General features: G+C 63.1%; 28 protein-coding genes. 17 read left to right on the top strand and 11 right to left on the bottom strand.

Annotation, left to right across the window (positions count from 1 at the left end):
• Positions 1 to 98 precede the first annotated feature (98 nt).
• The 10 genes from AC0L3L_RS02975 (at position 99) to AC0L3L_RS02930 (ending at position 7,662) form a co-directional block, all read left to right on the top strand.
• The gene (locus tag AC0L3L_RS02975) at positions 99 to 770 is read left to right on the top strand and encodes a GntR family transcriptional regulator (protein ID WP_473636494.1); all 672 of its coding nucleotides are present in this window, start codon (positions 99 to 101) and stop codon (positions 768 to 770) included.
• A 252-nt stretch (positions 771 to 1,022) separates the two neighbouring features.
• The gene (locus AC0L3L_RS02970; RefSeq protein ID WP_473636493.1) at positions 1,023 to 1,610 is read left to right on the top strand and encodes a sulfocyanin-like copper-binding protein; all 588 of its coding nucleotides are present in this window, start codon (positions 1,023 to 1,025) and stop codon (positions 1,608 to 1,610) included.
• 106 nt (positions 1,611 to 1,716) lie between these two features.
• Complete coding sequence (locus tag AC0L3L_RS02965; protein WP_473636492.1) at positions 1,717 to 1,974, top strand: hypothetical protein; 258 nt, start codon at positions 1,717 to 1,719, stop codon at positions 1,972 to 1,974.
• A gap of 17 nt (positions 1,975 to 1,991) precedes the next feature.
• Positions 1,992 to 2,297 (top strand): hypothetical protein, encoded by a 306-nt coding sequence (locus AC0L3L_RS02960; RefSeq protein WP_473636491.1) that lies wholly within the window; start codon positions 1,992 to 1,994, stop codon positions 2,295 to 2,297.
• A 4-nt stretch (positions 2,298 to 2,301) separates the two neighbouring features.
• Positions 2,302 to 2,430 carry a hypothetical protein gene (locus tag AC0L3L_RS02955; RefSeq protein ID WP_473636490.1) on the top strand — a complete coding sequence of 43 codons (129 nt, stop codon included), beginning with the start codon at positions 2,302 to 2,304 and terminating at the stop codon, positions 2,428 to 2,430.
• A 30-nt stretch (positions 2,431 to 2,460) separates the two neighbouring features.
• Positions 2,461 to 3,267 (top strand): SDR family oxidoreductase, encoded by an 807-nt coding sequence (locus AC0L3L_RS02950; RefSeq protein ID WP_473636565.1) that lies wholly within the window; start codon positions 2,461 to 2,463, stop codon positions 3,265 to 3,267.
• A 10-nt stretch (positions 3,268 to 3,277) separates the two neighbouring features.
• Complete coding sequence (locus AC0L3L_RS02945; RefSeq protein ID WP_473636489.1) at positions 3,278 to 4,225, top strand: 3-hydroxyacyl-CoA dehydrogenase; 948 nt, start codon at positions 3,278 to 3,280, stop codon at positions 4,223 to 4,225.
• The gene (gene kce / locus AC0L3L_RS02940) at positions 4,222 to 5,184 is read left to right on the top strand and encodes a 3,5-dioxohexanoate:acetyl-CoA acetone transferase (protein ID WP_292208615.1); all 963 of its coding nucleotides are present in this window, start codon (positions 4,222 to 4,224) and stop codon (positions 5,182 to 5,184) included. Before AC0L3L_RS02945 ends, kce begins: the two co-directional genes overlap by 4 nt.
• A 203-nt stretch (positions 5,185 to 5,387) precedes the next feature.
• Positions 5,388 to 6,599: an acyl-CoA dehydrogenase family protein gene (locus AC0L3L_RS02935; RefSeq protein ID WP_473636488.1), complete on the top strand. Its 1,212-nt coding sequence runs from the start codon at positions 5,388 to 5,390 to the stop codon at positions 6,597 to 6,599.
• 31 nt (positions 6,600 to 6,630) lie between these two features.
• Entirely contained in the window at positions 6,631 to 7,662 is a 1,032-nt protein-coding gene (locus AC0L3L_RS02930) for a phosphotransferase family protein (RefSeq protein ID WP_473486148.1), read from the top strand.
• 27 nt (positions 7,663 to 7,689) lie between these two features.
• Here the strand turns inward: AC0L3L_RS02930 and AC0L3L_RS02925 are convergent, their stop codons facing one another.
• The 6 genes from AC0L3L_RS02925 to AC0L3L_RS02900 all read right to left on the bottom strand — a co-directional run bounded on the left by AC0L3L_RS02925 (position 7,690) and on the right by AC0L3L_RS02900 (position 15,137).
• On the bottom strand, positions 7,690 to 8,187 hold the full coding sequence (locus AC0L3L_RS02925; protein ID WP_473486147.1) for a sarcosine oxidase subunit gamma family protein: 498 nt from the start codon (positions 8,185 to 8,187) through the stop codon (positions 7,690 to 7,692).
• Complete coding sequence (locus tag AC0L3L_RS02920) at positions 8,180 to 11,134, bottom strand: sarcosine oxidase subunit alpha family protein (protein WP_473636487.1); 2,955 nt, start codon at positions 11,132 to 11,134, stop codon at positions 8,180 to 8,182. Before AC0L3L_RS02920 ends, AC0L3L_RS02925 begins: the two co-directional genes overlap by 8 nt.
• Positions 11,131 to 11,442 carry a sarcosine oxidase subunit delta gene (locus AC0L3L_RS02915; RefSeq protein ID WP_473636486.1) on the bottom strand — a complete coding sequence of 104 codons (312 nt, stop codon included), beginning with the start codon at positions 11,440 to 11,442 and terminating at the stop codon, positions 11,131 to 11,133. The genes AC0L3L_RS02920 and AC0L3L_RS02915 overlap by 4 nt, the downstream gene beginning before the upstream one ends.
• 13 nt (positions 11,443 to 11,455) lie before the next feature.
• Entirely contained in the window at positions 11,456 to 12,712 is a 1,257-nt protein-coding gene (locus tag AC0L3L_RS02910) for a sarcosine oxidase subunit beta family protein (RefSeq protein WP_473636485.1), read from the bottom strand.
• Between the two features lie 10 nt (positions 12,713 to 12,722).
• Positions 12,723 to 13,871, bottom strand: coding sequence for a M24 family metallopeptidase (locus AC0L3L_RS02905; RefSeq protein ID WP_473636484.1), 1,149 nt, complete (start codon positions 13,869 to 13,871; stop codon positions 12,723 to 12,725).
• 75 nt (positions 13,872 to 13,946) lie between these two features.
• Entirely contained in the window at positions 13,947 to 15,137 is a 1,191-nt protein-coding gene (locus AC0L3L_RS02900; RefSeq protein ID WP_473636483.1) for a M24 family metallopeptidase, read from the bottom strand.
• A 216-nt stretch (positions 15,138 to 15,353) separates the two neighbouring features.
• Between AC0L3L_RS02900 and ehuB the strand changes: the two genes are divergently transcribed.
• From ehuB to AC0L3L_RS02875, 5 genes are read left to right on the top strand one after another with little or no spacing between them, the layout of a single operon-like run.
• Positions 15,354 to 16,223, top strand: coding sequence for an ectoine/hydroxyectoine ABC transporter substrate-binding protein EhuB (gene ehuB / locus AC0L3L_RS02895; protein ID WP_473636482.1), 870 nt, complete (start codon positions 15,354 to 15,356; stop codon positions 16,221 to 16,223).
• A 52-nt stretch (positions 16,224 to 16,275) separates the two neighbouring features.
• Positions 16,276 to 17,004 (top strand): ectoine/hydroxyectoine ABC transporter permease subunit EhuC, encoded by a 729-nt coding sequence (gene ehuC, locus AC0L3L_RS02890; protein ID WP_473636481.1) that lies wholly within the window; start codon positions 16,276 to 16,278, stop codon positions 17,002 to 17,004.
• Positions 17,001 to 17,660 (top strand): ectoine/hydroxyectoine ABC transporter permease subunit EhuD, encoded by a 660-nt coding sequence (ehuD, locus tag AC0L3L_RS02885; RefSeq protein ID WP_473636480.1) that lies wholly within the window; start codon positions 17,001 to 17,003, stop codon positions 17,658 to 17,660. The genes ehuC and ehuD overlap by 4 nt, the downstream gene beginning before the upstream one ends.
• Positions 17,657 to 18,436, top strand: a complete 780-nt coding sequence (ehuA, locus tag AC0L3L_RS02880; RefSeq protein WP_473636479.1) for an ectoine/hydroxyectoine ABC transporter ATP-binding protein EhuA — start codon at positions 17,657 to 17,659, stop codon at positions 18,434 to 18,436. The genes ehuD and ehuA overlap by 4 nt, the downstream gene beginning before the upstream one ends.
• Complete coding sequence (locus tag AC0L3L_RS02875; RefSeq protein WP_473636478.1) at positions 18,433 to 19,155, top strand: GntR family transcriptional regulator; 723 nt, start codon at positions 18,433 to 18,435, stop codon at positions 19,153 to 19,155. The genes ehuA and AC0L3L_RS02875 overlap by 4 nt, the downstream gene beginning before the upstream one ends.
• Positions 19,156 to 19,205: 50 nt before the next feature.
• Here AC0L3L_RS02875 and AC0L3L_RS02870 read toward each other — a convergent pair whose 3' ends face one another.
• Both AC0L3L_RS02870 and AC0L3L_RS02865 read right to left on the bottom strand, forming a co-directional pair.
• Positions 19,206 to 19,511 carry a hypothetical protein gene (locus AC0L3L_RS02870; protein ID WP_473636477.1) on the bottom strand — a complete coding sequence of 102 codons (306 nt, stop codon included), beginning with the start codon at positions 19,509 to 19,511 and terminating at the stop codon, positions 19,206 to 19,208.
• 7 nt (positions 19,512 to 19,518) lie between these two features.
• Positions 19,519 to 20,289, bottom strand: coding sequence for a DUF899 domain-containing protein (locus AC0L3L_RS02865; protein ID WP_473636476.1), 771 nt, complete (start codon positions 20,287 to 20,289; stop codon positions 19,519 to 19,521).
• Between the two features lie 124 nt (positions 20,290 to 20,413).
• Between AC0L3L_RS02865 and AC0L3L_RS02860 the strand changes: the two genes are divergently transcribed.
• Positions 20,414 to 21,634 (top strand): helix-turn-helix domain-containing protein, encoded by a 1,221-nt coding sequence (locus tag AC0L3L_RS02860; protein ID WP_473636475.1) that lies wholly within the window; start codon positions 20,414 to 20,416, stop codon positions 21,632 to 21,634.
• Positions 21,635 to 21,643: 9 nt separating this feature from the next.
• On the top strand, positions 21,644 to 22,294 hold the full coding sequence (locus AC0L3L_RS02855; protein WP_473636474.1) for a Vgb family protein: 651 nt from the start codon (positions 21,644 to 21,646) through the stop codon (positions 22,292 to 22,294).
• Between the two features lie 252 nt (positions 22,295 to 22,546).
• On the opposite strand, the gene AC0L3L_RS02850 is transcribed toward AC0L3L_RS02855, so the two are convergent.
• The 3 genes from AC0L3L_RS02850 to AC0L3L_RS02840 are packed head-to-tail and all read right to left on the bottom strand — an operon-like array spanning position 22,547 to position 24,417.
• Positions 22,547 to 23,017, bottom strand: coding sequence for a MaoC/PaaZ C-terminal domain-containing protein (locus AC0L3L_RS02850; RefSeq protein ID WP_473486130.1), 471 nt, complete (start codon positions 23,015 to 23,017; stop codon positions 22,547 to 22,549).
• A gap of 1 nt (position 23,018) precedes the next feature.
• Positions 23,019 to 24,095 carry a Gfo/Idh/MocA family protein gene (locus AC0L3L_RS02845; protein WP_473486129.1) on the bottom strand — a complete coding sequence of 359 codons (1,077 nt, stop codon included), beginning with the start codon at positions 24,093 to 24,095 and terminating at the stop codon, positions 23,019 to 23,021.
• Positions 24,088 to 24,417: an L-rhamnose mutarotase gene (locus tag AC0L3L_RS02840; protein ID WP_473486128.1), complete on the bottom strand. Its 330-nt coding sequence runs from the start codon at positions 24,415 to 24,417 to the stop codon at positions 24,088 to 24,090. The genes AC0L3L_RS02845 and AC0L3L_RS02840 overlap by 8 nt, the downstream gene beginning before the upstream one ends.
• Between the last annotated feature and the right edge of the window lie 7 nt (positions 24,418 to 24,424).

Raw genomic sequence — 24,424 nt, 5'->3', positions numbered from 1 at the left:
TTAGCCTCAGTCTTATGGTATACCATACTATTGAAGACCAAATCTCTTGTCAACGGGCCTTCGAAACTGTTTGTTTGCGGATGCTGGGAGTAGATGAATTGGCCGACGACACACTGAGGATCGAACGATCCGCCAAGACGCTGAGAACGCTGGCGCTGGAGCGCATGCGCGACGCAATCATGGGGTTTCACTTCCAGCCCGGCGAACGGTTGGTCGAGCGGCCGCTTTGCGATCAGCTCGGCGTCAGTCGTTCGGTGGTGCGCGAAGTTCTGCGGCAGTTGGAGACTGAGGGCCTTGTCCAGATGATACCGGGCCACGGACCCGCGGTGGCCAGGCCGGATCTCAGCCGCACCGATGAGATTTATGAACTGCGCGCTCTGATGGAGGGCATCGCGGCGCGCGCCTGCGCGCTGACCGCGACTGAGGACCAGATCGCCGCGCTTGAGCGCGCATTGGATGTGCTGCTTACGGCGTGGGCCTCAGCCAATCCGATCGAGGTGATGCGGGCGACGACAAAATTCTATGAAGTGCTTTTCGATGCCGCCGACAAGCGCATCGCCTGGGAGATCGTCCAGGGCCTGAACGTCCGCATCAACCAGCTGCGTTCCATGACCATCGCCTCGGAGAATCGGCGCGACGCCGCAATTGCCGAAATGACCGATATCATGAACGCGATCAAGTCGCGCAACGGCGATGAGGCCGAAGCCGCGGCCCGCCGGCATGTGGAGCAGGCCTGGCGAATTGCGCAACAGACCCTTCGCGATAGCTGAAGCAGAAACGGCCACATTACGGAATCGCCCGTCGCCCTTGCATTGACGCACTGCAGGCAACTCCAACGCGCATCCAACCCGATGATATCGCAGCAATGGCGCTGTTTCTGGCTGCTGACGATAGCGCACTCTGGGTTTGCTGGTGTGGATGCTATTTCGAGCGTATTCTTTTCGTTGCGGAACAAGCCAGGTCGATCTCGATTGACGGTCGCTTGCGCTCGGCCGCCCGCTCGGGAGGAGCCTCTGATTGCGATGGCGCGCTTTGCTCACCTTGCCCTTCTCGCCGTCGCCTCGGGATTGATGCCTGGAATTGCACTGGCTGGGGAGCCTTTCGTTCCGAGCTGGATCAAGAACGATCCTGAAGCCAAGACAGTGGCCATAGAGATTGTTGCCGATTGGAACCAAGTCGAGCGGTACCGCAGGGACAATATCCGGACCGACATTATTGACTTCAACGGTTACTGGGGCGGCAATCTCACCATAGTCGTGCCAGCAGAATGGTCGGTAAAGATCGAGTTCATCAATGGCTCCTCGTCTTTCCGGCACAGCCTGATGGTCACTAGGGTCTACGCTCAATCAGGGATGCCGGTGAAGTTGACGGCCGAAGATGCGATCTGGGGGGTGTACACCGATCCGCCAGAGGGAATCAAAATCAATGAGCGGAGGCAACTCAACTTTGTTGCGCAGCAGGCCGGGAGCTATTTCCTCGCCTGTGCGAGGCAAACGCATCTGATGGACGGACACTGGATCGGTTTCGAGGTGAGAGACAGCGTCGAGCAGGCCGTGGCAATCATCGACGAAAACAAATTTCCGCAGGAGCAGCCCCCAGGACGACCTTAGGGGCTAAGCGAACCTTCCCCGTTCCTGATATCCGCGTCACGCGAGCAATTGTAGTCTCGGCCCGGGACCTCGACTGAGAATCAGCCGAGGCGGTGGCTGGCTGATCATGGTGACTTTCAACGCACAATTTCTGGACTTTTTCGACTGGTGGCTCCGTGAGCTGCGAGATGTCTGGACGCGGTTTGTCCCGAAGCAAAAGCGCTCATTTACCAGCGGCTGGATCGTCAACATGGCGCACGATGGCACCCAAATGGATATTCAACGTACTCTGCGCCTCAGCCGATTGGTGGCCCCCAAACTGGCAACCCTTATACAGGAAAGCCCCATCTCCAGGGACGATCCGCTTGCGCACATTTCTAACTAGACCAAGGAGGTCTTCAGATGAAAGTACTACGCGATAGGCTGGTTGGAAAGATTTTTAGCAGCATGGTAAAGTCACTGGATACATGTTCAATAATGTTCTCGGATGGAAGTTCAATTACTGTATACACGGCCATCAAAGCATACATGAGGATTAAACTTATTCCAGATATTGTCACCGACGTTACTGACGAGCAAAATGGAGTTTTGTTAACTTTTGGAGGAGACTCATGGATATCGATTTCTACAGATGATACAGTCATATCGTCTCCGGAAATTTTCGTATTTCAGGACACTGATGGAACTCAGATTGTGGAGACCGTCTAGCGGTGTGCTGCTGCTAACGGCATTGCAGATGCTGCTGGCCGGCACCACGCTGCCCTATGCCACAAGGGCAATTCTGTACGGCCTGGTCGTTCTGGGCGCCGTCATGGCGCTGCGCGAACGGCGGCTGCAATGAGGAAGGACAGGGACGATGAGCGTCAAGGTTATGAGTAAAGGGGCGCCGACATCGGCGGACGATTTTCTCACCGGGCTGAAGGGGCAGCGCGTGCTGGTGACGGCAGGCGCCGGCGGCATCGGCTTGGCCATTGCCGACACGCTGTCGCGTCTCGGCGCGCGCATCATCGTCTGCGACGTTTCCGACGAGGCGCTGACTGCTGCTCCGGACAAGATCGCCCTCGTCGCCGCGGTCAAGGCCGATGTCTCGCGCGAAGACGACGTCGACCGGCTGTTCGAGACCGTCAACGAAAAGCTCGGCGGCCTCGACGCGCTAATCAACAATGCCGGCATTGCCGGGCCGACCGGCGGTGTCGACGAAATCGATCCGGCGGACTGGCGGCGCTGCATCGACGTCTGCCTGACCGGCCAGTTCCTCTGCGCCCGGCGTGCCGTGCCGCTGATCAAGGCGGCGGGCGGCGGCTCGATCGTCTCGATGTCGTCCGCCGCCGGCCGCCACGGCTACGCTTTCCGCACCCCCTATTCGGCGGCCAAGTTCGGCGTCATCGGTTTCACGCAGAGCCTCGCCAAGGAACTCGGGCCGCACGGCATAAGGGTCAACGCCATCCTGCCCGGCATCATCGAGGGACCACGCATCGACAAGGTCATCGCCGACCGAGCCAGGCAGCTCGGTGTTTCGAACGAGGAGATGACGCAGCGCTATCTCCAGAACATCTCGCTGCGCCGCATGACCAGCCCCTATGACGTCGCCGCGATGATCGCCTTCCTGCTGTCAGATGCGGGGATCAACATTTCCGGCCAGTCGCTCGGCGTCGACGGCAATGTCGAAACGCTTTGAGGGACCGACCATGACGAAGGTAGCAATTATCGGCAGCGGGTTCATCGGGCGGGCGTGGGCGATCAGTTTTGCCCGCGCCGGCCACGATGTGCGGATGTGGGACCAGTCGCCGGCCGCGACTACCGGCGCGCATGATTACATCGCCGGCGTGCTCGGCGACCTCGCGGCGAACGATCTGCTGCGGGGACAGGCAATCGACACCGTGCTTGGTCGCATCGCCGTCGTTGCTGAGCTGGAAGAAGCGCTGGCCGATGCAGTCCATATCCAGGAGAACACGCCCGAAAGCCTCGATGTGAAACGCGAGGTGTTCTCTCGGATCGATGCAATTGCCGCTCCGCAAGCGGTGATCGCCAGTTCCACCTCGGCGCTGTTGCCGTCGAAGTTCACCGACCATCTGCAAGGGCGGCACCGCTGCCTGGTCGTGCATCCGATCAATCCGCCCTATCTCATCCCGGCCGCGGAAGTCGTACCGGCGCCATGGACCTCCCCCGAAACGGTCGAAAGGACCCGCGCCTTCCTTGTCGCCGCAGGCCATACGCCGTTGGTGATGAAGCACGAGCTCGACGGCTTCATCATGAACCGCCTGCAGGGCGCGCTGCTGGAGGAGGCTTTCCGGCTCGTCGCCGACGGCTATGCCAGCATCGAGGACGTCGACATCGGCATTCGCGACGGGCTGGCGCTGCGCTGGTCGTTCATGGGTCCGTTCGAAACGATCGACCTCAATGCGCCGGGCGGCGTGCGCGACTATGTCGAGCGCTATCAGTCGATCTATGCCAACATTTTTCCGCAGACGCTGCGCCGCGTCGACTGGGCCGGCGAGGTCATCGAGACGGTAGAGGCCGACCGCCGCAAGCGGCTGCCGTGGGAAGAACTCGGTGAACGGCAGGTGTGGCGCGACCGCCGGCTGATGGCGCTGGCGGCGCACAAGAAAAAATCGGATCAGGAGTTTGGAAGATGACGGAAACAAGCCGCAAGCCCGGCGCCCAGCAGAGCAAAGGCAAAGTTATCATCACCTGCGCGGTGACCGGGGCGATCCACACGCCGACCATGTCGCCCTATCTGCCGATCACGCCGGACCAGATCGCCGCCGAGGCGATCGCGGCAGCGGAGGCAGGTGCGGCGATCCTGCACCTGCATGCCCGCGACCCCGAGACCGGCAAGCCTGACCAGACGCCGGCGGCCTTCGCCCGCTTCCTGCCGCGCATCAAGCAGGCCACCAATGCCGCCATCAACATCACCACTGGCGGCAGTCCCTACATGAAGGTCGAGGAACGCGTGCGCCCGGCCGCCGAGTTCAAGCCTGAGGTCGCCTCGCTCAACATGGGCTCGATCAATTTCGGGCTCTATCACCTCGTCGACAAATACGAGACTTTCAAGTTCGACTGGGAAAAGCCGCATCTGGAAGCGACGCGCGACCTTGTCTTTCGCAACTCGTTCAAAGACATCGAATACATTCTTGCGACCTGCTACGACAACGGCACGCGCTTCGAGTTCGAGTGCTACGACATCGCCCATCTCTACAATCTCTCGCACTTCGCCGACCGCGGCCTGGTCAAGCCGCCGTTCTTCGTGCAGTCGGTGTTCGGTCTGCTTGGCGGCATTGGCACGCATCCCGAAGACGTCGCCCATATGAAGCGCACCGCCGACCGGCTGTTCGGCGACCAGTTCCGCTGGTCGGTGCTCGGCGCCGGAGCCAGCCAGTTGCGCATTGCCGCGCAGTCGGCAGCGCTTGGCGGCAACATCCGGGTCGGGCTCGAAGACAGTCTGTGGGCCGGCAAGGGCAAGCTTGCGAAATCGAACGCCGAGCAGGTGGTGCTTGCCCGCAAGATCATCGAGGGGCTCGGCATGGAAGTGGCGACGCCCGACGAGGCGCGCGAAATCCTGTCATTGAAGGGCGGCGACAAGGTCGCGTTCTGAGGCGGCTCGCCTATCGCCGCACGGTGAGGCGGTTCGCCAATCGCCTGTTCGCAATAGCCGGCCTTGGCATCAAGGGGCGTGGCGGAACCACGCTTCGCCGGATGACGGCGGCTGCAAAAGGGGATAGAGGCGAATAAGGAAAACGAGCGCTCGCTCGATTTCTAGACGATGGCGGCCCACCTCGCTTCGCTGAGAGTTTGTCCATGAATTTCGACATTCCCGCCCGCACCGAAGATTACCGCATCCGCATTGCCGACTTCGTCGAGCGTGAGATCCTGCCGCTCGAAGCCGACAAGATGTCCTATGACGCGCATGGAAATATCGCCCTGCCGCTGCTGGAGACGCTTCGCGCCAAGGCGCGAATGGCGGGCCTGTGGTGCCTGCAACTCAAGCCCGAATCCGGCGGCGCCGGTCTCGGCAAGATCGACATGGCGGTCTGCTATGAGGAGATGAACCGGTCGATCTTCGGACCCGTGGTGTTCAATTCGGCAGCGCCCGACGATGGCAACATGATGGTTCTGGAGGCGCTCGGCACACCAGCGCAGAAGGAAAAATGGCTGAAGCCGATCGTCGAGGGCAAGGTGCGCTCGGCCTTTGCCATGACCGAACCGCACCCCGGCGGCGGCTCAGACCCTTCGATGATTATGACGCGTGCGGAGCGGCGCGGCGACAAATATGTCGTGACCGGGCGCAAATGGTTCATCACCGGCGCGGAGGAGGCCAGTCATTTCATCCTGATCGCGCGAACTTCGGACGATCCGCGCCATGGTCTGTCGGCCCTGATGTTCCACAAGGACCAGCCGGGCTGGCGCATCATGCGCCGTATCGAGATCATGGGCCCGGAGGAGCATGGCGGGCATTGCGAGCTGGAATTTGACGGGCTGGAAATCCCTGTCGAAGACATGCTGGCCGGCGAGGGTAGGGGCATGAAGGTGACGCAGGTGCGGCTCGGCCCGGCGCGGCTAACCCACTGCATGCGCTGGCTCGGATTGTCCAAGCGCTGCGTCGAGATCGCGCGCGCCTACGCTGCCGAGCGCCATGGTTTTGGCCAGCGCCTCGCCGACCGCGAAAGTGTCCAGCTGAAGCTCGGCGACCTTGCCATGCGCATCGAGATCGGCCGCATCCTGGTGATGAAGGCTGCGTGGGAGCTGGACCGCGGCGGCTTTGCCCGCAAGGACGTGTCGATGGCCAAGGTCCAGGTCGCCAATGTGCTGCATGACGCGGCCGATGTGGCGATCCAGATCAATGGCGCGCGTGGCTATTCTAAGGACACGGTGCTCGAATGGATCTACCGCTATGCGCGCCAGGCGCGGCTGGTCGACGGCGCCGATGAGGTCCACAAGATGGTGCTGAACCGTTTCCTCGACGAAGAAGAGAGGGGCTTCTGGCGCTGGACTGTCGAAGGCCAGGCATAAGCGACGCGGGGTGGCATCTCAGGAGGAGAAGATGCCGTTGAATGCGGATTTCGACCCTGCGGCGTTGAAGGGCTTTCTCGCGAACCGCTTCGGCGATGCAGCAATGACGCTCGAGCGGATCGGCGGCGGGCAGTCCAACCCGACCTACTTCGTCGACTATGGTGCGCATCGCATGGTGCTGCGCAAGAAGCCGGCCGGGCCGATCCTGCGTGGGGCGCATGCGGTCGACCGCGAATTCCGCGTGCTTGAAGCGCTCGCACCGACCGATGTACCGGTGCCCGGGCCGGTGCTCTATCACGACGGTATCGAGCCGCTCGGCACGCCGTTCTACCTGATGGAGCGGCTGGACGGTCGCGTCTTCCATGACTGTTCGCTGCCTGGCCTTGCCCCGGCGGAGCGACGCGGCATCTATTTCGGCATGGCCGAAGCGATGGCCAAATTGCATGCTGTCCGTCCCGACGAGGTCGGCCTCGGCGACTACGGCCGGCCCGGCAACTATTTCGAACGCCAGATCGGCCGCTGGACCAAGCAGCTCAGGCAATCGCCGAGCGACAGAATTCCGGCACTCGAAGCGGTCGCCGACTGGTTGCCGCAGCATATGCCAGCCGACGATGGGCGCGTGTCGATCGCCCATGGCGACTTCCGCCTCGGAAATCTGCTGTTCCATCCCGGCAAGCCCGAGGTGATCGGCATTCTCGATTGGGAGCTGTCGACGATCGGCCATCCGCTCGCCGATCTCGGCTTTTGCTCGATGACCTGGCATTCGACCCCAGACGAATATGGCGGCATCCTCGGCCTCGATCATGCCGCCCTCGGCATCCCCAGCCAGCGCGAATTCCTCGACCATTATTTCGCGCATGCCGTACCCACTGCGCCCCTGGAACGCTTCCACCTGGTTTTTTCGCTGTTTCGTTTCGCCGTGATCTTCGTTGGCATCGCCGACCGGGCGCGGGCAGGCAGCGCGGCGTCGGCCGATGCCGCCGGCAAGTGGCCTCTCGCCGGTCGCTTTGCCGCACGTGCTCAAGAGATCATCCAAGGAGCGAGACCGTGGAGTGGCTCCTGAGGGGAGCGTTCGCGCCTGGTCCTTTCCCTACCCCGCGGCGTCAGCAATCCAGTCCGAGAGGCTTTGCGAAAAACTTCGCGGCACGATGAGTTCGCACACGGTATCGCCGGTGCGCAGGAAAAGCACGGGCACATGGTGCAAGGATGTCAGCACGGCGCGGCCCGGGGCGGCCGCCGGCGCGCGCCAGTCGACAGTGATGCATTTGGAGAGGACCCGCGCGACGTCGGCCCCAGCCATTCTGAAACGCACACGACCTTCGTCGAGAGAGACCGAACAACCGAGATCCGGGTCGACGGCAAGCGAAGGCGCTTGCGCGCCGTCGTCGAGAGCCAGCCAGAGACGACGAGGTGCAACGCGGATCACGAGAAAACCCTTGTGATCAACGGTCTCTCCGACCGAGACGGGAAGCTTGGTGCCGAGCGACGCCGAGAGGCTCGTTTCGAATTGGCCCAGCGTCCCGTCCCAACCCTCAACCTGGATGAGCGGACAATCGGCCATGGACAGGCTGAAATCCGGGCTAGCCATGCAGCCGCTCCCCCTGCGGATCGAGGAATACCGGCGAGACGATGCGGGCACGCACCGTTTCGGCTTTCATCGGATAGACGGCCACGACCTCGCTTCCTTCGCTAGCGATATCGCCGGCAAGCAAGGCCAGCCCGACATAGTGGCCGCGTTCGGGGCTGAAGGTGACGGAAGTCACGCGGCCGCGCCCGTGGCCGTAACGTTTCTCGCCCGGCAGAAACAGGATGGCGCCACCGCGAAGGCGTTTTCCCTCCTCGATGCATTCCAGTCCGACCAGGCGCTGGCGGTCGGGCGCCTGGAAGGCGGGGCGCCGTCGCAGCACGTCGCCGACGAAGCCGGTACGCTTGCCGGCCATGCGGCCGAGGCCAAGATCGTCGAGCGTCGTGCGCCCATCGATTTCAGGTCCGGCGACATGGCCCTTTTCGACGCGCAGCGCGCCGAGCGCCTCGACCCCGTAAGGTTTCAGGTCGAGCGGCCTGCCTGCTTCGAGCAGGCGGCTCCAAAGCTGTTCACCGGCAGTTGCGCCGACATAGATTTCGTAGGCGCGCTCGCCGGAATAACTGAGGCGCAGGATGCGGAGCGCACGGCCCTGCCATTCGCTTTCGAGCAATCCCATATGCGCAAGTGCCGCGTCGCAAACATCGAGAGCGGGAAACGCGGCACTCAGAATTGCGCGGCTTTTCGGTCCGGCAACCGACATCGCCGCCCATTCATCGCTCACCGAGGTCACGGCTACACGCAAATCCGGCCAGGCCGTATCGAGCAGGAATTCGAGGCGCGACAGCACGTCGGCGGCCTTGGCGGTCGAAGTGGTCATGAAGAACCGGGTCTCCGCTAGCCGCGTCGTGGTGCCGTCGTCGAAGACGATGCCGTCGTCGCGCAGCATGACGCCGTAGCGGGCACGGCCGACCGGCAGTTTGGTAAAGCCGTTGGCGTAGACACGGTTGAGGAAAACTGCCGCATCCGGGCCCTGGACATCGATCTTGCCGAGGGTGGAAATGTCCATCAGGCCCGCGGCCTGGCGCACATTCCGCATTTCTGCGACATAGGCTTCGTTCACGTCGCGACCGGATTGCCTGTAGAAATAGGGCCGCATCCAGAGCCCGACCTCCAGCATCTCGGCGCCGTTCGCCATGTGCCAGTCGTGCATCGGCGTGCGGCGGATCTGCTTGAAATGATGGCCAATGGCGCGTCCGGCAAGCGCACCGATGGCAACCGGCGTGTAGGGCGGGCGAAAGGTCGTGGCGCCGGTCTCGGGGATCGTTGCGTTGCGCAGGGTGGCCATCGCGGCAAGCGCCGGGAAATTGCTGGTCTTGCCCTGATCGGTGCCCATGCCGAGCGTGGTGTAGCGCTTCAGGTGCTCGACCGATTCATAGCCTTCGCGATGGGCGAGCTCGATATCCCCTGTTGTCACGTCCATCTGGAAATCGACGAAGGCTTTTCCACGTCCGGTGGAGGGGGGTTCACGAAGCGGGGCCGTCGCAGTCTCGCCCAGATCGAGTTTCGACGGAGCAAGCACCGCTGCATGCTTACCGCAGAACGATGCCGCCTGGGTGCCGGCGCGATGACCGTCCTCGATGGCGTCGGTGGTCGAATAAGTTCCCATCATCGCGCCGGCACCGAACCGGTCCGCCGGAAACGCGCCCGGCACGAAGCCGCCAATGTCGTCGCGATATTGAGGTTTGACGCCGAGATGCGAGGTGAGATGCACGGTTGGCGACCAGCCACCGGACACGCAGACCAGGTCGCAGGCGGCCTCGGATTGGCCGTCCGGTCCATTGAGCGTTGCACGCCTGACGGCATGGCCGCCGTGCAGGTCGACAATGCGCGTTGCGGGCCGCACCACCACGCCGAGCCGTGCGGCTTCTGCGGCAAGTGCGGCGGGCGGCGCTGCGCGCAAATCGGCAACCGTCACCTCCGCGCCGGCTGCGGCATAGTCGAAGGCGGTGCGCCAGGCGCCGTCATTGGTGGTGGCGACGATGATTTTTTTACCGGGCAGAACGGCGAAGCGGTTGAGATAGGTCCGGGCGGCCGAGGCAAGCATGACGCCGGGCCGGTCGTTGTTCGAGAATACCATTGGTCGCTCGATGGCGCCGGTGGCGAAAACGATCGAGCGGGCGCGAAGCATGGTCAACGTCTGCCGCGCCTCGCCGGCCGGCTGGCGATTGTTTGGGTCGCGTTGCTCGACCAGTCCGATGACATTGCCGTCATAGGTGCCGAAAGCAGTTGTCCGCTTCATCGGGGTGACGGTTTCGAAACCCTCCAGCTCGGCCTCGGCCTGTCCCAGCCATGCGGCCGCTGCGCTGTCGGACGGTTCCGCCAGAAGCTGGCCGCCGAGCAGGAAATCCTGCTCGATCAGCGCGACCCGCGCGCCGGCCGCTGCGGCAGCACGCGCCGCCGACAATCCCGCTGGGCCGCCGCCGATGATTGCGACATCGGCAAAGGCATGACGGATGTCGTAGCGGTCGGGATCAGGGTCGGTGCCGGCTCTGCCCAGCCCGGCCGCCTTGCGGATAAAGTGCTCGTAGAACATCCAAGCGCGGCGCGTCGGGCCCATGAAGGTCTTGTAGTAGAAGCCGGCCGAAAGGAACGGCGCGAGCAGACTGTTGATGCTCTGCACGTCAAAGGCAAGCGACGGCCAGCGGTTCTGGCTTTCTACGACCATGCCGTCTGCGAGTTCCAGCGTCGTCGCCGGCAGGTTCGGCTGGCGCCTGCCTGCGATTCCGAGCGTAACCAGCGCATTCGGCTCCTCGGGTCCGGCGGAAAAAATTCCGCGCGGACGATGATATTTGAAGCTGCGCCCGACCAGGGTGACACCGTTGGCGAGCAGCGCGGACGCGAGCGTGTCGCCGCGATATCCAGCCAGCTTGCGGCCGTCGAAGATAAACTCGACCGGCTGGTCGCGATCGATACGGCCACCCATCGCCAGCCGCTTGTGGTTCGAACTCATGCTGGTGATTTCCTGGCCGGTGATTTCCTGGCGGGTAATTTCCTGGCCGACAATTTCCGGGCGAGATCGACGGATGCGATGACGTGGTTGCGTGTGTCGCGTTCGACCACCAGCCATTGGCGGCAACCGATCACATGCTGCCAGAATTCGCGGTGCAGGCCCGCCGGGTTTGTCCTGATATAAACGTAACGGTACCACGCCTCCGGGTCGGGATCGTCGTGAGCCGGACGCGTGACGGAAGCATCGCCGCCATAGCGGAACTCGTCATGGTCGCGCAGACCGCAGCAGGGGCATTCGATGCGCAGCATTGTCTTCCGCCTCCTATTGCAGCCAGGCGGAAGGGCCGGCGCCGGCCTCATCGAGCGTGTGGCCGGTGCGGAAACGATCGAGCCCGTACGCTGCGATCAAGGGGTGCGGCTTGCCGGTGGCGATCGTGTGCGCGAAGCACCAGCCGGAAGCCGGCGTCGCCTTGAAACCGCCATAGCACCAGCCGCCGTTGAGATAGAGACCCTCGATCGGCGTCGGGCAGATGATCGGGCTGGCATCGGGTGTCATGTCCATGACGCCGCCCCAATGGCGCAGCAGACGGACGCGCGAAATGCATGGCATCAGCGCAATCGCCGCCTCCGCCACTTCGCGCACGACGCCGAGATTGCCGCGTTGGGCGTAGGAATTGTAGCCGTCGAGATTGCCGCCGAAGACCAGCCCGCCCTTGTCAGACTGGCTGACGTAGAAATGGTCGGCGCCATAGGCGACGACCTGGTCTACCAACGGCTTCAGCGGTTCGGTGACAAAGGCCTGCAGGACGTGGCTTTCGATCGGCAGTTCTAGGCCGGCCTTGGCGCCGAGCACGGATGTATGACCGGCGACAGCGAGGCCGACCTTGCCGGCGCCGATCCGGCCTTTCGTCGTTTCGACGCCGACGATACCGTCGCCGTCGCGGAGGAAGCCGGTCACTTCGCAGTTCTGGATGATGTCGACGCCATGGCCGTCGGCGGCGCGCGCATAGCCCCAGGCGACGGCGTCGTGGCGTGCCGTGCCCGCGCGCCCCTGGAAGATGGCGCCGTGGATCGGAAAGCGGGCCGTGTCGGAGAAATCGAGATAGGGCACGAGACGGCGCACGTCTTCGCGGTCGAGGATATCGGCATCGATGCCGTTCAGCCGCATGATGTTGGCGCGGTGGCTGAAGCCGTCGAGCTGATCGGCCGAATGTGCCGTGACGAGCTGGCCGCGCTGCGAGAACATGACGTTGAAATTCAACGCCCGCGACATGCCCTCCCAGAGTTTCATCGAGAATTCGTAGAACTGGGTGTTGCCGTCGAGCAGGTAGTTGGAGCGGATGACGGTGGTGTTGCGGCCGACATTGCCGCCGCCGATATAGCCTTTTTCGAGCACCGCGACATTGCGGATGCCGTGGTTCTCGGCGAGGTAGAAGGCGGTAGCGAGGCCGTGCCCGCCGCCACCGATGACGATCACGTCGTAGGACGGTTTTGGCTCCGCCGCCCGCCAGGCGCGCTGCCAGTTCTTTTGGCCAGACAGCGCGTTGCGGAAAATCGAAAATGCCGAATAGCGCGCCATGTGTGCGGGCCTATCGAACGATCGGGCCGGCCGGCGTGCGGGTGAGCACTTCAGCGCCCGCATCGGTCAACAGCACGGTGTTGGAGACGAAGTCATCGCCGCGACCGGTGCCCATCAGCCACGACAGGATGTGGAAGCTCATCCCGGTCTCGATCTCGAGGTCGGAATCGTGCCTCAAGCCCGTCACCGAATTGCCGCCGGTCCATGATGGCGGCTGTCCGGCGCCGACCAGGTAGCCGCAGTGATGGCGGCGATAGTGAGAAAGACCGGCATCGTCGGCGACGGCCTGCCAGGCGGCGTAGACGTCGCGCGCCCTGGCGCCGGGTCGCAGCGCCTCGACGACCGCGTTGAACGCCTTGGCGGTCACTTCAGCCATCGCGGCATCTTCGTCGCTGATGTGGCCGATGCGAACGAGCCGGCCGAGTGGCGCGTGATAACGCGAGATGCAGCCGGACAGTTCGACGAAGACCGGCTCGCCCTTGCGGTAGATCCCGTCGCCCCAGGTCGTGTGCTCTTCGCCCAGGCGCGCAGCCGGGCGGATGAACGGTCCGAAGCCCGGAGCATGACCGCCGGCGCGGATCATCGCGGCAACGCATTGGGCGGCGACCTCCTGTTCGGAGGCGCCGTCCGTGATCGCCGCGATCGCGGCGCCGGCGGCGGCGTCAGTCACTTGTGCCGCTCGACGCATCAGCGCCTGTTCCTCGGCGCTCTTCACCCGCCGCATCTTGTCGACCAGACCGGAAACATCGCTCCATCTGGCTTCGGCCTGCGTCTGGAGCGCGACGGCAAGCCCATGGCTGAGGCCAGCCGTCCAGTATTCGAGGCCGATCCGCTTGCCGGACAGACTGAGTTCCGCAAGCACACGCGCGGCAAGGTCGGCCGCCGTTTCGCTGTCGGAATGGCCGCGGAATTCCGCTGCCGTGACCTGCTTCTCGATCGTCACCTTCTCCATCGAACGGGTGACCAGGACAGGTTTTGCTTCGAGCGGGACGATCAGCAGGTGAGGGGCAAAATATCCCCAGTGATCGAGCCCGGTGAGGTAGAAGACGTTCTCCGGCGAAGCAAACACCGCCGCGTCGAGCTGGCGCTCGGCCAGCGCCGTGCGCACCCTGATAAGGCGGCCGGCGATTTCGGCTTCGGAAAACGGATTACGGTCCATCAGGCGCCCTCATGCTGGTTGCCGGTTTCGTTACCGGCATGATCTTTCGTCAGTTCCGGCTTCCCGTCCTCATGGTCAATCGATGACGATGAGTTCGCGCGCCACGTCGCAGAGGCGTTCGCCGCCGCGATCCGTGACGACGAAGGATTCCGAGATGGCGATGCCGAAATCGTCGAGCCAAACGCCGGCCATGAAATGGAAGCACATCCCGGACTGCATCTGAGTGGTGTCGCCGGGGCGAAGACTTGCAGTGCGTTCGCCCCAATCGGGCGGGTAGGCGAGCCCGACCGGATAGCCGACGCGGCTTTCCTTCTTCAGCCCGTTCCTCCGCAGGACTGCCTGCCAGGCGGCTTCCACCTCTTCCGCGGTGTAGCCGGGGCGCGCCTTCTCAAGGCCGGCGTCGACGCCCTCGACGATCGCCTTGGCCATGTCGAGGATGGCTTGCGGTGGCTTGCCGAAATGCACGGTCCGCGTCAGCGCCGCATGATAGCGCCGCCGCACCCCGGCGATCTCCAGAATGGCGAGGCCGCTGTCCGGCAGCGGCGCGTCGGACCAGGTCAAATGCGGCGTGCTGGTGCCCTCGCCGACGGGCATCAGCGGACAGATCGCGGCATAGTCGCCGCCAGCTCCAGGCACGCCCATGATCTGCGCGTGATAGATTTCGGCTATGACGTGGTTCTGCGGCACGCCAGGCCGCATTTTTTCGACGGCGCGGTTCATGGCATGCGTGCAGATCGCGCCGGCCTCGCGGATCAGCACCAGCTCGGCTTCGGATTTGACCAGCCGCGCCCAGTTGACGAGATCGTGGTTGTTGGCGAAGTGCGCGTCAGGCAGGCCCTGGACGAGATGGGCGTGGCAGCGCGCGGTGTAATAATGCGCGTCCATCTCGACGCCGATGCGGGCCTTTCCCCAGCCACGCGAACGGATCAGCTGAGCGAGTTCGTCATACGGGTGTTCGACGGGCTGCTGCACCAGCCGTTCCGAGAACGGCACGATGTTTTTCTCCGGCAGGCCGGTGGTCAGGCGTGCGCTCCTGGCGTCTTGCGCCCTGCCGAACCAGATCGGCCGGTCCTCTTCCAGATCGACGAGGACGCACTGCGGAACGTAGAACGACCATCCGTCATAACCGGTCAGCCAGCACATATTGGCGGGATCCTGACAGACGATGAGGTCGAAGCCGGCCTTCTCCATGCGTCTCTTCACGCCGGCCAGGCGCTGCGCATATTCCGCTTGCGTGAATGTCCCGAAACCGCTCGCGCTCGCCACCGAAATCCTGCCTTTATGGGTACGCTGGGCCTAAATTGTGCACAACTAGGCAATAATTTGCCGTGCAACTACGAATTCCAGCGGAATATCAAAGGTTTTTACATCCTAGCTTGCAGAATGTCTAGGCTAGTTGTATACGTCTAATCAAGCGGGTGTCGATCTCGAAGAAGGCCGCATCCCGGGAACCGTTCATCAGTTGTTCAATGGGAGAAAAGCATGTTCAAATCATCGATATCGCGCCGCATGGTCGTCAAAGCGGCTGCCTGCATCGCGCTCGCCGCGACATCATTGACGTCACTGCCCGCTCATGCGGAAACCACCCTCGAACGGGCCAAGAAGGACGGCTACATCCGCGTCGGCTTCGCCAACGAGGCGCCGTTCGGTTACGCCACGCCTGACGGCAAGCTGACCGGCGAAGCGCCGGAAGTCGCCAAGGCGGTGCTCGCCAAGTTGGGCATCTCGCAGGTCGATGGTGTGCTGACCGAATTCGGCTCGCTCATTCCGGGTCTCAAGGCCGGCCGCTTCGACATCATCGCCGCCGGCATGTTCATCACTCCGAAGCGCTGCGCCGAGATCAACTACTCCGAACCTTCCTACGGCATCGGCGAGGCTTTGCTGGTGGCAAAAGGCAACCCGAAAGGCTTGAAGGACTTTTCCAGCATCAAGGACAACCCGGATCTCAAGCTTGCCGTGATGGCCGGCGCCGTCGAAGGCGGCTTCGCCAAGGACGCGGGCGTCGCCGAAGGGCAGATCGTCTCCTTGCCTGACCAGTCCAGCTTGGTCGCCGCCGTTCAGTCGGGCCGCGCCGATGCTGCCGCGCTGACCGCCCTTTCGATCGCCGACATGGCCAAGAAGGCCGACGGCGTCGAATCGACCAAGCCGTTCGGCGAGGTTGCCGGCAAGTCGGTGAAGGGCCATGGCGGCTTCGGTTTCCGCAAGGAAGATACCGATCTGCTGGAGGCGTTCAACGCCGAGCTGAAGACGTTCCTCGGTTCACCGGAGCACATCGCTCTGGTCGAGCCGCTCGGCTTCGGCAAGGACTATCTGCCCAACAAGACCACCGCGGAGCTTTGCGCGGGCAAATAGGTTCCCAACTGCTGGCGGCGCGAAAGCGCCGCTTTTTTTCTAGGGGAATCGCATGGGAATCCGTACGCTTGTCACCCTGCTGGTCGTCGCGCTTGGCGTGATCGCCGTCCTGGCAACGCAGGAAGCCTATAGCCTGTTTATGCCGGGGCTGCTGCAAGGCGCGGTCCTGACGGTCGAGATCGCCGTTCTCGGGAGCCTGCTGGCAATTGTCATGGGCGTGCTTGCAGCATTGGCAAGGATGTATGGCCCGGCGCCGCTGAGATGGCTGGCCACGGTCTATGTCGAGATCTTCCGCGGCACCTCGGCGCTGGTGCAATTGTTCTGGCTGTTTTTCGTGCTGCCGCAATTCGGCGTCACGCTCAACGCGTTCCTGGTCGCTGTCCTGGCGCTCGGCCTGAACGTTGGTGCTTACGGATCGGAAGTCGTGCGCGGTGCGATCCAGTCCGTCGCCCGCGGCCAGTGGGAGGCGTGTACCGCATTGAACATGAGCCGCCCCCAGATGTTGCGCCGGATCATCCTGCCGCAGGCTTTCGTCGCCATGATCCCACCCTGGGGCAATCTGCTCATCGAGCTTTTGAAATCGACAGCACTGGTCTCGCTGATCACGCTTTCGGACCTCGCCTTCAAAGCGCAGCAGATGAACCAGAACACGTTCAAGACCATTCCGATCTTCACCCTCGTCCTGCTGATGTACCTGGCAATGTCGCTGGTTCTCACCATCGGCATGCGGCTTCTCGAAAGGCGGGCTTCGCTCGGGCTGGCGCGGGGGAGGGCAGCATGATCTGGGATTGGGCATTTGCTTTCGAAATCCTGCCGATCCTCGCCCGCGCCGCCATCGTCTCCATCGAGGCAACGCTGATCGGCTTTGCGCTTGCCGCCTCGCTCGGCCTGGTGCTGGCGGTCGTCCGCATTGCCGTCCCTTGGACCGGCTGGACGATTTCGGTGCTGGTCGAGCTGATCCGTTCGACCCCGCTGCTGATCCAGATATTCTTTCTCTATTTCGTCTTTCCGAAATTCGGCGTCGTGCTCGACGCCTTCACCGCCGGGGTGCTTGCCATCGGTATCCACTATGCTGCCTATTGTTCCGAGGTTTATCGCGCCGGTTTCGACAACATCCATCGCGGCCAGTGGGAAGCCTCGATCGCGCTCAATCTGTCGTCCTGGACGACATTTCGCGACATCATCATCCCGCAGGCGATTCCGCCGATCGTTCCGGCGCTCGGGAACTATCTGGTTGCCTTGTTCAAGGAGACGCCATTGCTTTCCGCGATCGCCGTGCTGGAGCTGATGCAGACGGCCAAGATCATTGGCTCCGAAACTTTCCGCTACACCGAGCCGATGACGCTGGTCGGCCTATTCTTCCTTGCCATGAGCCTTGTTTCTGCCGCGCTCATTCGCTCCCTCGAACGCCTGCTCAACCGGAGGACCATGCGATGACGGAACAACCGATGGTCCGCTTTGACAATGTCTCGAAACGCTACGGCGCGCTGACCGTGCTCGACGGGCTCAATCTGGAAATAGCACGCGGCGAAAAGGTCTCCATCATCGGCCCATCAGGTTCCGGCAAGACCACGGTGCTGCGCATGCTGATGACGCTGGAGACGATCAATGACGGTGTCATCTGGGTTGAGGGAGAGCCCCTGACGCATATGAAGCGCAACGGCACGCTGGTGCCGGCCGATCTCGCACACATCCGCAAGATCCGCGCCAAGATCGGCATGGTGTTCCAGTCGTTCAACCTGTTTCCGCACATGACGGCGATGCAGAACTGCATCGAGGCCCCGATAACGGTGCTCGGCATGAAGCGGGCCGATGCCGAGGCGCGTGCGGCCGATCTGCTCGACATGGTCGGCTTGTCCGAGAAGAAGGACCACTACCCTTCGCAGCTCTCCGGCGGCCAGCAGCAGCGCGTCGCCATCGCCCGCGCTTGCGCCATGCGGCCCAAGATCATGCTGTTCGACGAGGTGACATCGGCACTCGACCCCGAACTCGTCGGCGAAGTGCTTGAAGTCATCCGAAAACTCGGTAGGGAACATGACCTGACCATGCTGATGGTCACCCACCAGATGGGGTTTGCCAAGGAATTCTCCGATCGCGTCTGCTTTTTCCATGCCGGCAAGATCTGTGAACAAGGACCGCCAAACGAGCTGTTCGGCGCCCCCAAGAACGAGCGGACGCGGCAGTTCCTGCACGCTGTCCTGGAGGCTGGATGACGCTTGAGAGAGATGCCACGCCCATAGTCGTGACCGCCGCGCCGCCGCGCCCGCTCTCGGCGCGGGAGCGGTTCGAGCGTATCTACCGGATACTGCGCGACCGCATCTGCCTGCTCGACTACGCGCCGGGTAGCCGTCTCTCTGAGGAAGAACTTGCCCAGGAATTCCAGATCAGCCGCACGCCGGTTCGGCGTGTCCTGGCGCGCCTCGAATCCGAGGGTCTGGTTCAATCCGTCCATGGCGTCGGCACGATCGTCACCGACGTCGACATCGAGGAATTGCAGCAGGTCTATCATTTGCGCCTGGAGCTGGCGCTCCTCGTCGGCAAGCTTTCGCCGATCCCGCGCACGGCGGACGACCTCGATCGGATAAGGGCACTCATCGCGCGCTGCGATTCCGATGTGCTCAATCCCGACCAGCGCGCTTTCCTGCGCCTCAACATGGATTTTTTCTACGAGCTCACGGCGATGACCGGTAACCAGCCGCTGCGCGAGATCAGCGAGCGCCTGTATTTTCAGGTCGCGCGCGTCGTCCTGAAGATGATGCCGCAATTGGGCCTTGTAGAGGAATTCACTGCGTTCCGCCGCGAAATGGAAGAGGTGCTTGCCGCCGCCGAGATCGGCGACTGGGAGTCCATCGGGCACATAAGGCGAGCTCACATCTCAATGAGCTTTCGCCGCATGATGCGTCATGCAGGCGAGGCCAACATCGCCATGTAGGGCTAGGCGAGGTGGCGCGCCGGTTACCGTTTGATCCGGCGAACGCCGGATCACGGCCGGCGGGCAGCGCTTCCCCGGCTGGCAAGCAGCTTTAGCCAAGGCGCCAGATGGAAGGCGCTCATCAGCGAGTACATCATGGCCATGCCGCTCAGCGGCGACGCATCTTCCGCAGCCGAGCAGATCATGTCCGCATCACCGGTAACGGCCGCCAGCAGCGCCATGATTGCGAAGGTTGGCGCAGCCGCCAGAGACAGCCAGTCGGCCGCGCCGCGGGCGGCGACATTGTCGCTTGGGAAACCGGCAGATCCGCTGCCCGCGGGCGGCGTCTTGTGCGCGTGGTTGGACTGGAGTGTCATCGAGACGTCAGCCCTGGCCGTACTCGTCGTGGCGGCGCCACCAGACGCCCTTCTCGTTACGCCCTCGGGGCGCGCGGTCGAGCCACTGATACATGCCCCAGAGGCCGTCCAATCCGCGCGCATAGGTGGAATAGGCGTGGTAGACGACGCCGTCCTCGAGCACGAACGTGCTCATGCCCGGTCTCTCGCGCGTGTATGTGGCCATGTCTGTCCCGCTCATCGCAGCGAACGTCGTGGAGCCGTCGGCAGTCGTACGCGAGGGTATCTCGGCGAGAGGCGCCTGGCGCACGTAGTTGTATTCGATACCCTCCTCGCGCTGCTCTTCTTCGGTGAACGAGACGTCGAAGTCGAAATTGAAGTCGCTGCCGTGTGAGGACGCCCAGGGGAACGTCCATCCCATCCGCCGCTTGTACGCCTGCAGCTTTGCCAGCGGTGCCCGCGATATCGCCGAAAGCGTGACGTCGTGGTTGGCCAGGTGGACGACGAAGCCGTCGAACCCGTCCGCGATTGCCGAGCAGGCCGGGCACCCCGCCGAGTAATCGGGCCCAAACATGAAGTGGTAGACGAGGAGCTGCGAGCGTCCTCTGAAAAGGTCCGCCAGTGACGCGCTCCCTTCATCGGTCTCGAATCGGTAATCCTTGTCGATCCGGACCCACGGCAGCTCTTGCCGCTTCTGCGCCAGCTCATCGCTTTGTCGCGTCAGCTCTTTCTCCGCCTTGAGCAGATCAAGCCGCGCTGCCAGCCACTGCTCACGTGTTCCGGTCGTGTGTGTCGGCATCGTTCTTCTCCTCTGTATCCTGCGTCGTTCGCACCGTTTTCCATGCGGCGCGCTGGCTGTTGGTCTTGAGATAGATTACGACCGGATATCGAATGGTGAGAGTTACAAGTGTGACGGGATTCCGATGGACTCGCTGATCACCGCTGCGGCGCGCGCCCTCGCGACGGGTGATCCCCTTGGCGCATTGAAGCGGGTCGCCCTGCGTGACGATGCGCCTGCGCTCGCGCTGCGCGGCATCGCGATGGCGCAGCTCGGCGATTTCGTTCGAGCAAAGGCTCTCCTCAAAAGTGCTGCGCGCGCCTTCGGTCCGAAAGAGGCCGTGGCCCGGGCGAGGTGCGTCGTCGCCGAAGCCGAGATCGCACTCGTTTCGCGCGACCTCGGCTGGCCGGCAAAGGCACTCGACGCCGCGCGGTCGACGCTTGAAAAGCACGGCGACCACGTCAATGCCTCGCATGCGCTCAATCTCGAGGTCCGGCGCCTGCTCCTGATCGGACGGCTCGACGAGGCCGAGCGCAGGCTCACCGGGTTCGACCCCACACCGCTCCCGCCCGCGTCGAGGGCCGCCCACGAGATGGTGGTTGCGGGAATAGCGATCCGACGCCTCCGGACAAAGGCGGCGCGCGCTGCGCTGGCTCGCGCCGAGCATGCCGCGCGCGAGGCGGACATCCCGGCGCTGACGGCAGAGGTCGAAGGCGCATCCCTCGTGATGAACACACCCGCGGCGCGCCTGATCGCGCGTGGCGAGGAGCGCCCGCTCCTGCTTGAGGAGGTCGAAGCGCTGCTGGCGTCGGAGGCGCTCGTCGTGGACGCGTGCCGCAATGTCGTGCGGGGCGCCGGCATGATCGTCTCGCTCGCGACGCGCCCGGTCTTGTTCGCGCTTGCGCGAACGCTGGGTGAAGCATGGCCCCAAGACGTGCCGAGGAGCACGCTCGTCGCCCGCGCCTTCGGCGGCAAACACGCCGATGAATCGCATCGCGCCCGCTTGCGGGTCGAAATCGGGCGGCTTCGCGTGGAGCTGCGGTCGCTGGCGGATTTGAGCGCGACCAAGCGAGGCTTTGCACTTAGGCCGCGCCGCGCGCCCGAGATCGTCGTGTTGGCGCCGCCCGTCGAAGAGCAGCATGCGGGGATGCTCGCCTTCCTTGCCGACGGCGAGTCGTGGTCGAGCTCGGCGCTGGCGATTGCGCTCGGAGCCAGCTCGCGCACCGTTCAGCGATCGCTCGAGCAGCTTGCGGCAGCAGGCAAGGTGCAGTCGTTCGGTCGGGGGCGAGCGCGCCGTTGGATGACCCCACCGGTGCCGGGATTCCCGACAATCTTGTTACTCCCCGGTTCACTGTCGGGTTATTAGGATAGAAGCATGAAACGATCTGCAGCCGAAATCCTCCGCGAATATGGCCCCTTTCCTGGTGCCGACCAGGTGGCTGGTGTTACGTTCGACGGTCAGCACGTCTGGTTTGCGTCGGGAGACAGACTGAACGCCTTCGATCCCGCGAGCGGTGAGACGGTGCGCTCGATCGATGTCGCCGCCCACGCAGGAACGGCCTTCGACGGTCAGCACCTGTTCCAGATCGCCGAAGATCGCATCCAGAAGATCGATCCGAAGACTGGCCGAGTGCTGGCCACGATCCCGGCCCCTGGTGGCGGCGGCGATTCCGGGCTCGCCTGGGCCGAAGGGACACTTTGGGTTGGGCAGAATCGCGGTCGCAAAATCCATCAGATCGATCCCCAGACAGGGGCAGTTCTTCGCACAATCGATTCCAACCGTATCGTCACAGGGGTCACCTGGATCGACGGCGAACTCTGGCACGGCACCTGGGAAGGTGACGAGAGCGACGTCAGGCGGATAGATCCTGAAACCGGAAAGGTTCTGGAGAAGCTCGATATGCCGCCTGGAACAGGCGTGTCGGGGCTCGAGTCCGATGGTGGCGATCAGTTCTTCTGCGGCGGTGGAAACAGCGGCAAGGTGAGAGCCATCCGCCGGCCGAGGCAGGCCTCCACGAGCAAGTAACCGAAGCGGCGCTCGCGGGCGCGCTTTCCCCTTTGACGAACCGATTGGACCGCACGGAAAAGGGACAGCGCAAACCTGAAGCGATGGAATTGCAACTGTAGGTAGTTTCAACTTGACAGGTGACGGCCGCCGCCAAGGCGGGTTTTTGTCTCGGGGTTTCGGCGCCATCTTTCACTGGCCCGCGAGATCGAGGCTGGCCTAACCGTCAGCCACTTCCGGGAACTTGAGGCCTGGCTAAAAAAGCGCGTTTTGTCAAACTGAGTTCGAAGCGCTGTTGGGCTTATCACGGCGCTCGACGATGTAGATGTGGTCGGCCACTAGGACCACATCGCCATGCTGGTTGATCACCTCGCAGCGTTCGATGACCCGGCCCGAATCCGGCCGCTTGGGGTCGTCTTCCCTAGCCGAGATGGTGGTGCGGGTCTTGATCGTATCGCCGATGAACACCGGCTTGATGAAGCGCAACCTGTCATAGCCGTAGGAAAAGGCGACCGGGTTGATGACGCTTGCCGTCAGCCCGACGCCGACCGAGAAGACCAGCGTGCCATGGGCGATGCGCTGGCCGAACGGCGTCGTCTTCATGAACTCGGCGTCCATGTGGTGAGGAAAAAAATCGCCGGTATGGCCGGCGTGAACGACGAAGTCGGTCTCGGTAATGGTGCGCCCGCTGGTCGTGCGCGACGAGCCGATCTTGTAGTCTTCGAAATAGACAGTCTGCTCCATGTCAGGGCCTCGCCGCGATCAGTGTTGCCGGCGCCGCGCTCGATTGGTAGGCGGCTTCAACCAGCGCCATGGTGTTCCAGGCGTCCTCGACGGAACTGACAAGTTCGGCATCCTCGCCTGACGCGTAGCGCTGAACATTGGCCATGCGGCCGACAAAGGCGTCCGGAAACCATTCGCCGACGAGCGGCACCGTAATCCAGTCGGAGCCGCCCTTCGGATAGATTTCAAGGATATCCGGCTCGCCGCGCGGATAGTCGAGATTGAGTCCCAGTTTGAGGTAGGCGGCGCCCTCGGTTCCGCAGATGCGGAACTCGCAAGCCTGGTGTTTTCGGCCAAATTTATGATCGTGATTGATCGACAGCGCACAGCGTACCGTGTCGCCATAGTCGAGGATCGCGCTGGTGCGCGTTTGCGCAACCTTGTGGCCGGGATGACCGAGCGTCTTGGCGTGAACGCCTCCGGGATCGCCGAGCAATTGCCGGATCAGGTCGAGATAATGGATCGAATGCATGGCGATCTCGACGCGCGGCGCCTTCAGCAGGAACTCCCAGAGTTGCCAGGGAGTGGCAAGCGCCAGCCAAGCGTCGAAATCGACCACGTCGCCCAGCCAGCCCTTGGCGATCGCATCCTTCAGCGCCAGCATCATCGGCGCAAAGCGGAGTTGGAAATTCACCGCCGCCTTCAGGTTTTTGGAGCGGCAGATTTCGAGGATCTCGGTCGCCTCGGTGAGATCGCTGCCCATCGGCTTCTGGATCAGCGCCACCGCACCATCGGGCAACGCCCTGAGCACGCCGGCATGATGAGCCGGCGGCGTCGCCAGATCGAAGACCGCGTCCTTGATCGCCGCGGCCTCCTCGGCCGACCGGTAAGCGGTGACACCCCATTTCTGCGCCAGTCTTTCCGCCTTGGCATGGTCGGGATCGAAAACCCCGGCGACGGGGAATCCGGCTTTCCCATAGGCCGGGAAATGCGCATCGCCGACGATCGACCCGGCGCCGAAAATCACAATCGGCTTGGGCTTTGACGGCTGTGCCCACGCCTGGGAGAGCGAGGCAGGATCGAAAACACCGTCAGTCATGATGGAAGACTTCGTCCATCGATGCCCACCACTCGCCTTCCCCGCGGGTCGGCAGCGGCTCCTGGCAGGGCATGCACAGTGCCCACCATTCCTGCGTCTTGGGATCGGCGGCCATCTTCGCCATGTCGGCGGCATAGTCGGTGCCGTGGTACTCGAAAGTGCTGAACAAAAGGTGCTCCGGCTCCTTGAGATAGATCGAATAATTCCTGATGTTGCAGGCCGAAATCATCGCAAGGACTTCAGGCCAGACGGCGGCGTGAAGCCGCACATACTCGGCGACCTTTTCAGGCTTGAGGCCGAGCACCATTCCCATCCGCTGCATGTCCGGC

The organism is Mesorhizobium sp. WSM4849 (assembly GCF_055811385.1).
Note: the sequence above shows the minus strand (reverse complement) of the source record. Positions and strands in the feature narration are given on the sequence as shown.

Excerpts from the sequence above, each read along its gene's own strand:
- AC0L3L_RS02970 (WP_473636493.1), top strand. The coding sequence starts at position 1,023 with ATGGCGCGCTTTGCTCACCTTGCCCTTCTCGCCGTCGCCTCGGGATTG.
- AC0L3L_RS02910 (WP_473636485.1), bottom strand. The coding sequence starts at position 12,712 with ATGGCGCGCTATTCGGCATTTTCGATTTTCCGCAACGCGCTGTCTGGC.
- AC0L3L_RS02960 (WP_473636491.1), top strand. The coding sequence starts at position 1,992 with ATGAAAGTACTACGCGATAGGCTGGTTGGAAAGATTTTTAGCAGCATG.
- AC0L3L_RS02865 (WP_473636476.1), bottom strand. The coding sequence starts at position 20,289 with ATGCCGACACACACGACCGGAACACGTGAGCAGTGGCTGGCAGCGCGG.
- ehuB (WP_473636482.1), top strand. The coding sequence starts at position 15,354 with ATGTTCAAATCATCGATATCGCGCCGCATGGTCGTCAAAGCGGCTGCC.
- AC0L3L_RS02925 (WP_473486147.1), bottom strand. The coding sequence starts at position 8,187 with ATGGCTAGCCCGGATTTCAGCCTGTCCATGGCCGATTGTCCGCTCATC.
- AC0L3L_RS02920 (WP_473636487.1), bottom strand. The coding sequence starts at position 11,134 with ATGAGTTCGAACCACAAGCGGCTGGCGATGGGTGGCCGTATCGATCGC.
- AC0L3L_RS02950 (WP_473636565.1), top strand. The coding sequence starts at position 2,461 with ATGAGTAAAGGGGCGCCGACATCGGCGGACGATTTTCTCACCGGGCTG.
- AC0L3L_RS02930 (WP_473486148.1), top strand. The coding sequence starts at position 6,631 with ATGCCGTTGAATGCGGATTTCGACCCTGCGGCGTTGAAGGGCTTTCTC.
- AC0L3L_RS02935 (WP_473636488.1), top strand. The coding sequence starts at position 5,388 with ATGAATTTCGACATTCCCGCCCGCACCGAAGATTACCGCATCCGCATT.
- AC0L3L_RS02845 (WP_473486129.1), bottom strand. The coding sequence starts at position 24,095 with ATGACTGACGGTGTTTTCGATCCTGCCTCGCTCTCCCAGGCGTGGGCA.
- AC0L3L_RS02915 (WP_473636486.1), bottom strand. The coding sequence starts at position 11,442 with ATGCTGCGCATCGAATGCCCCTGCTGCGGTCTGCGCGACCATGACGAG.
- AC0L3L_RS02870 (WP_473636477.1), bottom strand. The coding sequence starts at position 19,511 with ATGACACTCCAGTCCAACCACGCGCACAAGACGCCGCCCGCGGGCAGC.
- ehuD (WP_473636480.1), top strand. The coding sequence starts at position 17,001 with ATGATCTGGGATTGGGCATTTGCTTTCGAAATCCTGCCGATCCTCGCC.
- AC0L3L_RS02875 (WP_473636478.1), top strand. The coding sequence starts at position 18,433 with ATGACGCTTGAGAGAGATGCCACGCCCATAGTCGTGACCGCCGCGCCG.
- AC0L3L_RS02840 (WP_473486128.1), bottom strand. The coding sequence starts at position 24,417 with ATGCAGCGGATGGGAATGGTGCTCGGCCTCAAGCCTGAAAAGGTCGCC.
- ehuA (WP_473636479.1), top strand. The coding sequence starts at position 17,657 with ATGACGGAACAACCGATGGTCCGCTTTGACAATGTCTCGAAACGCTAC.
- kce (WP_292208615.1), top strand. The coding sequence starts at position 4,222 with ATGACGGAAACAAGCCGCAAGCCCGGCGCCCAGCAGAGCAAAGGCAAA.
- AC0L3L_RS02945 (WP_473636489.1), top strand. The coding sequence starts at position 3,278 with ATGACGAAGGTAGCAATTATCGGCAGCGGGTTCATCGGGCGGGCGTGG.
- AC0L3L_RS02850 (WP_473486130.1), bottom strand. The coding sequence starts at position 23,017 with ATGGAGCAGACTGTCTATTTCGAAGACTACAAGATCGGCTCGTCGCGC.
- AC0L3L_RS02905 (WP_473636484.1), bottom strand. The coding sequence starts at position 13,871 with ATGGACCGTAATCCGTTTTCCGAAGCCGAAATCGCCGGCCGCCTTATC.
- ehuC (WP_473636481.1), top strand. The coding sequence starts at position 16,276 with ATGGGAATCCGTACGCTTGTCACCCTGCTGGTCGTCGCGCTTGGCGTG.
- AC0L3L_RS02860 (WP_473636475.1), top strand. The coding sequence starts at position 20,414 with ATGGACTCGCTGATCACCGCTGCGGCGCGCGCCCTCGCGACGGGTGAT.
- AC0L3L_RS02965 (WP_473636492.1), top strand. The coding sequence starts at position 1,717 with ATGGTGACTTTCAACGCACAATTTCTGGACTTTTTCGACTGGTGGCTC.
- AC0L3L_RS02855 (WP_473636474.1), top strand. The coding sequence starts at position 21,644 with ATGAAACGATCTGCAGCCGAAATCCTCCGCGAATATGGCCCCTTTCCT.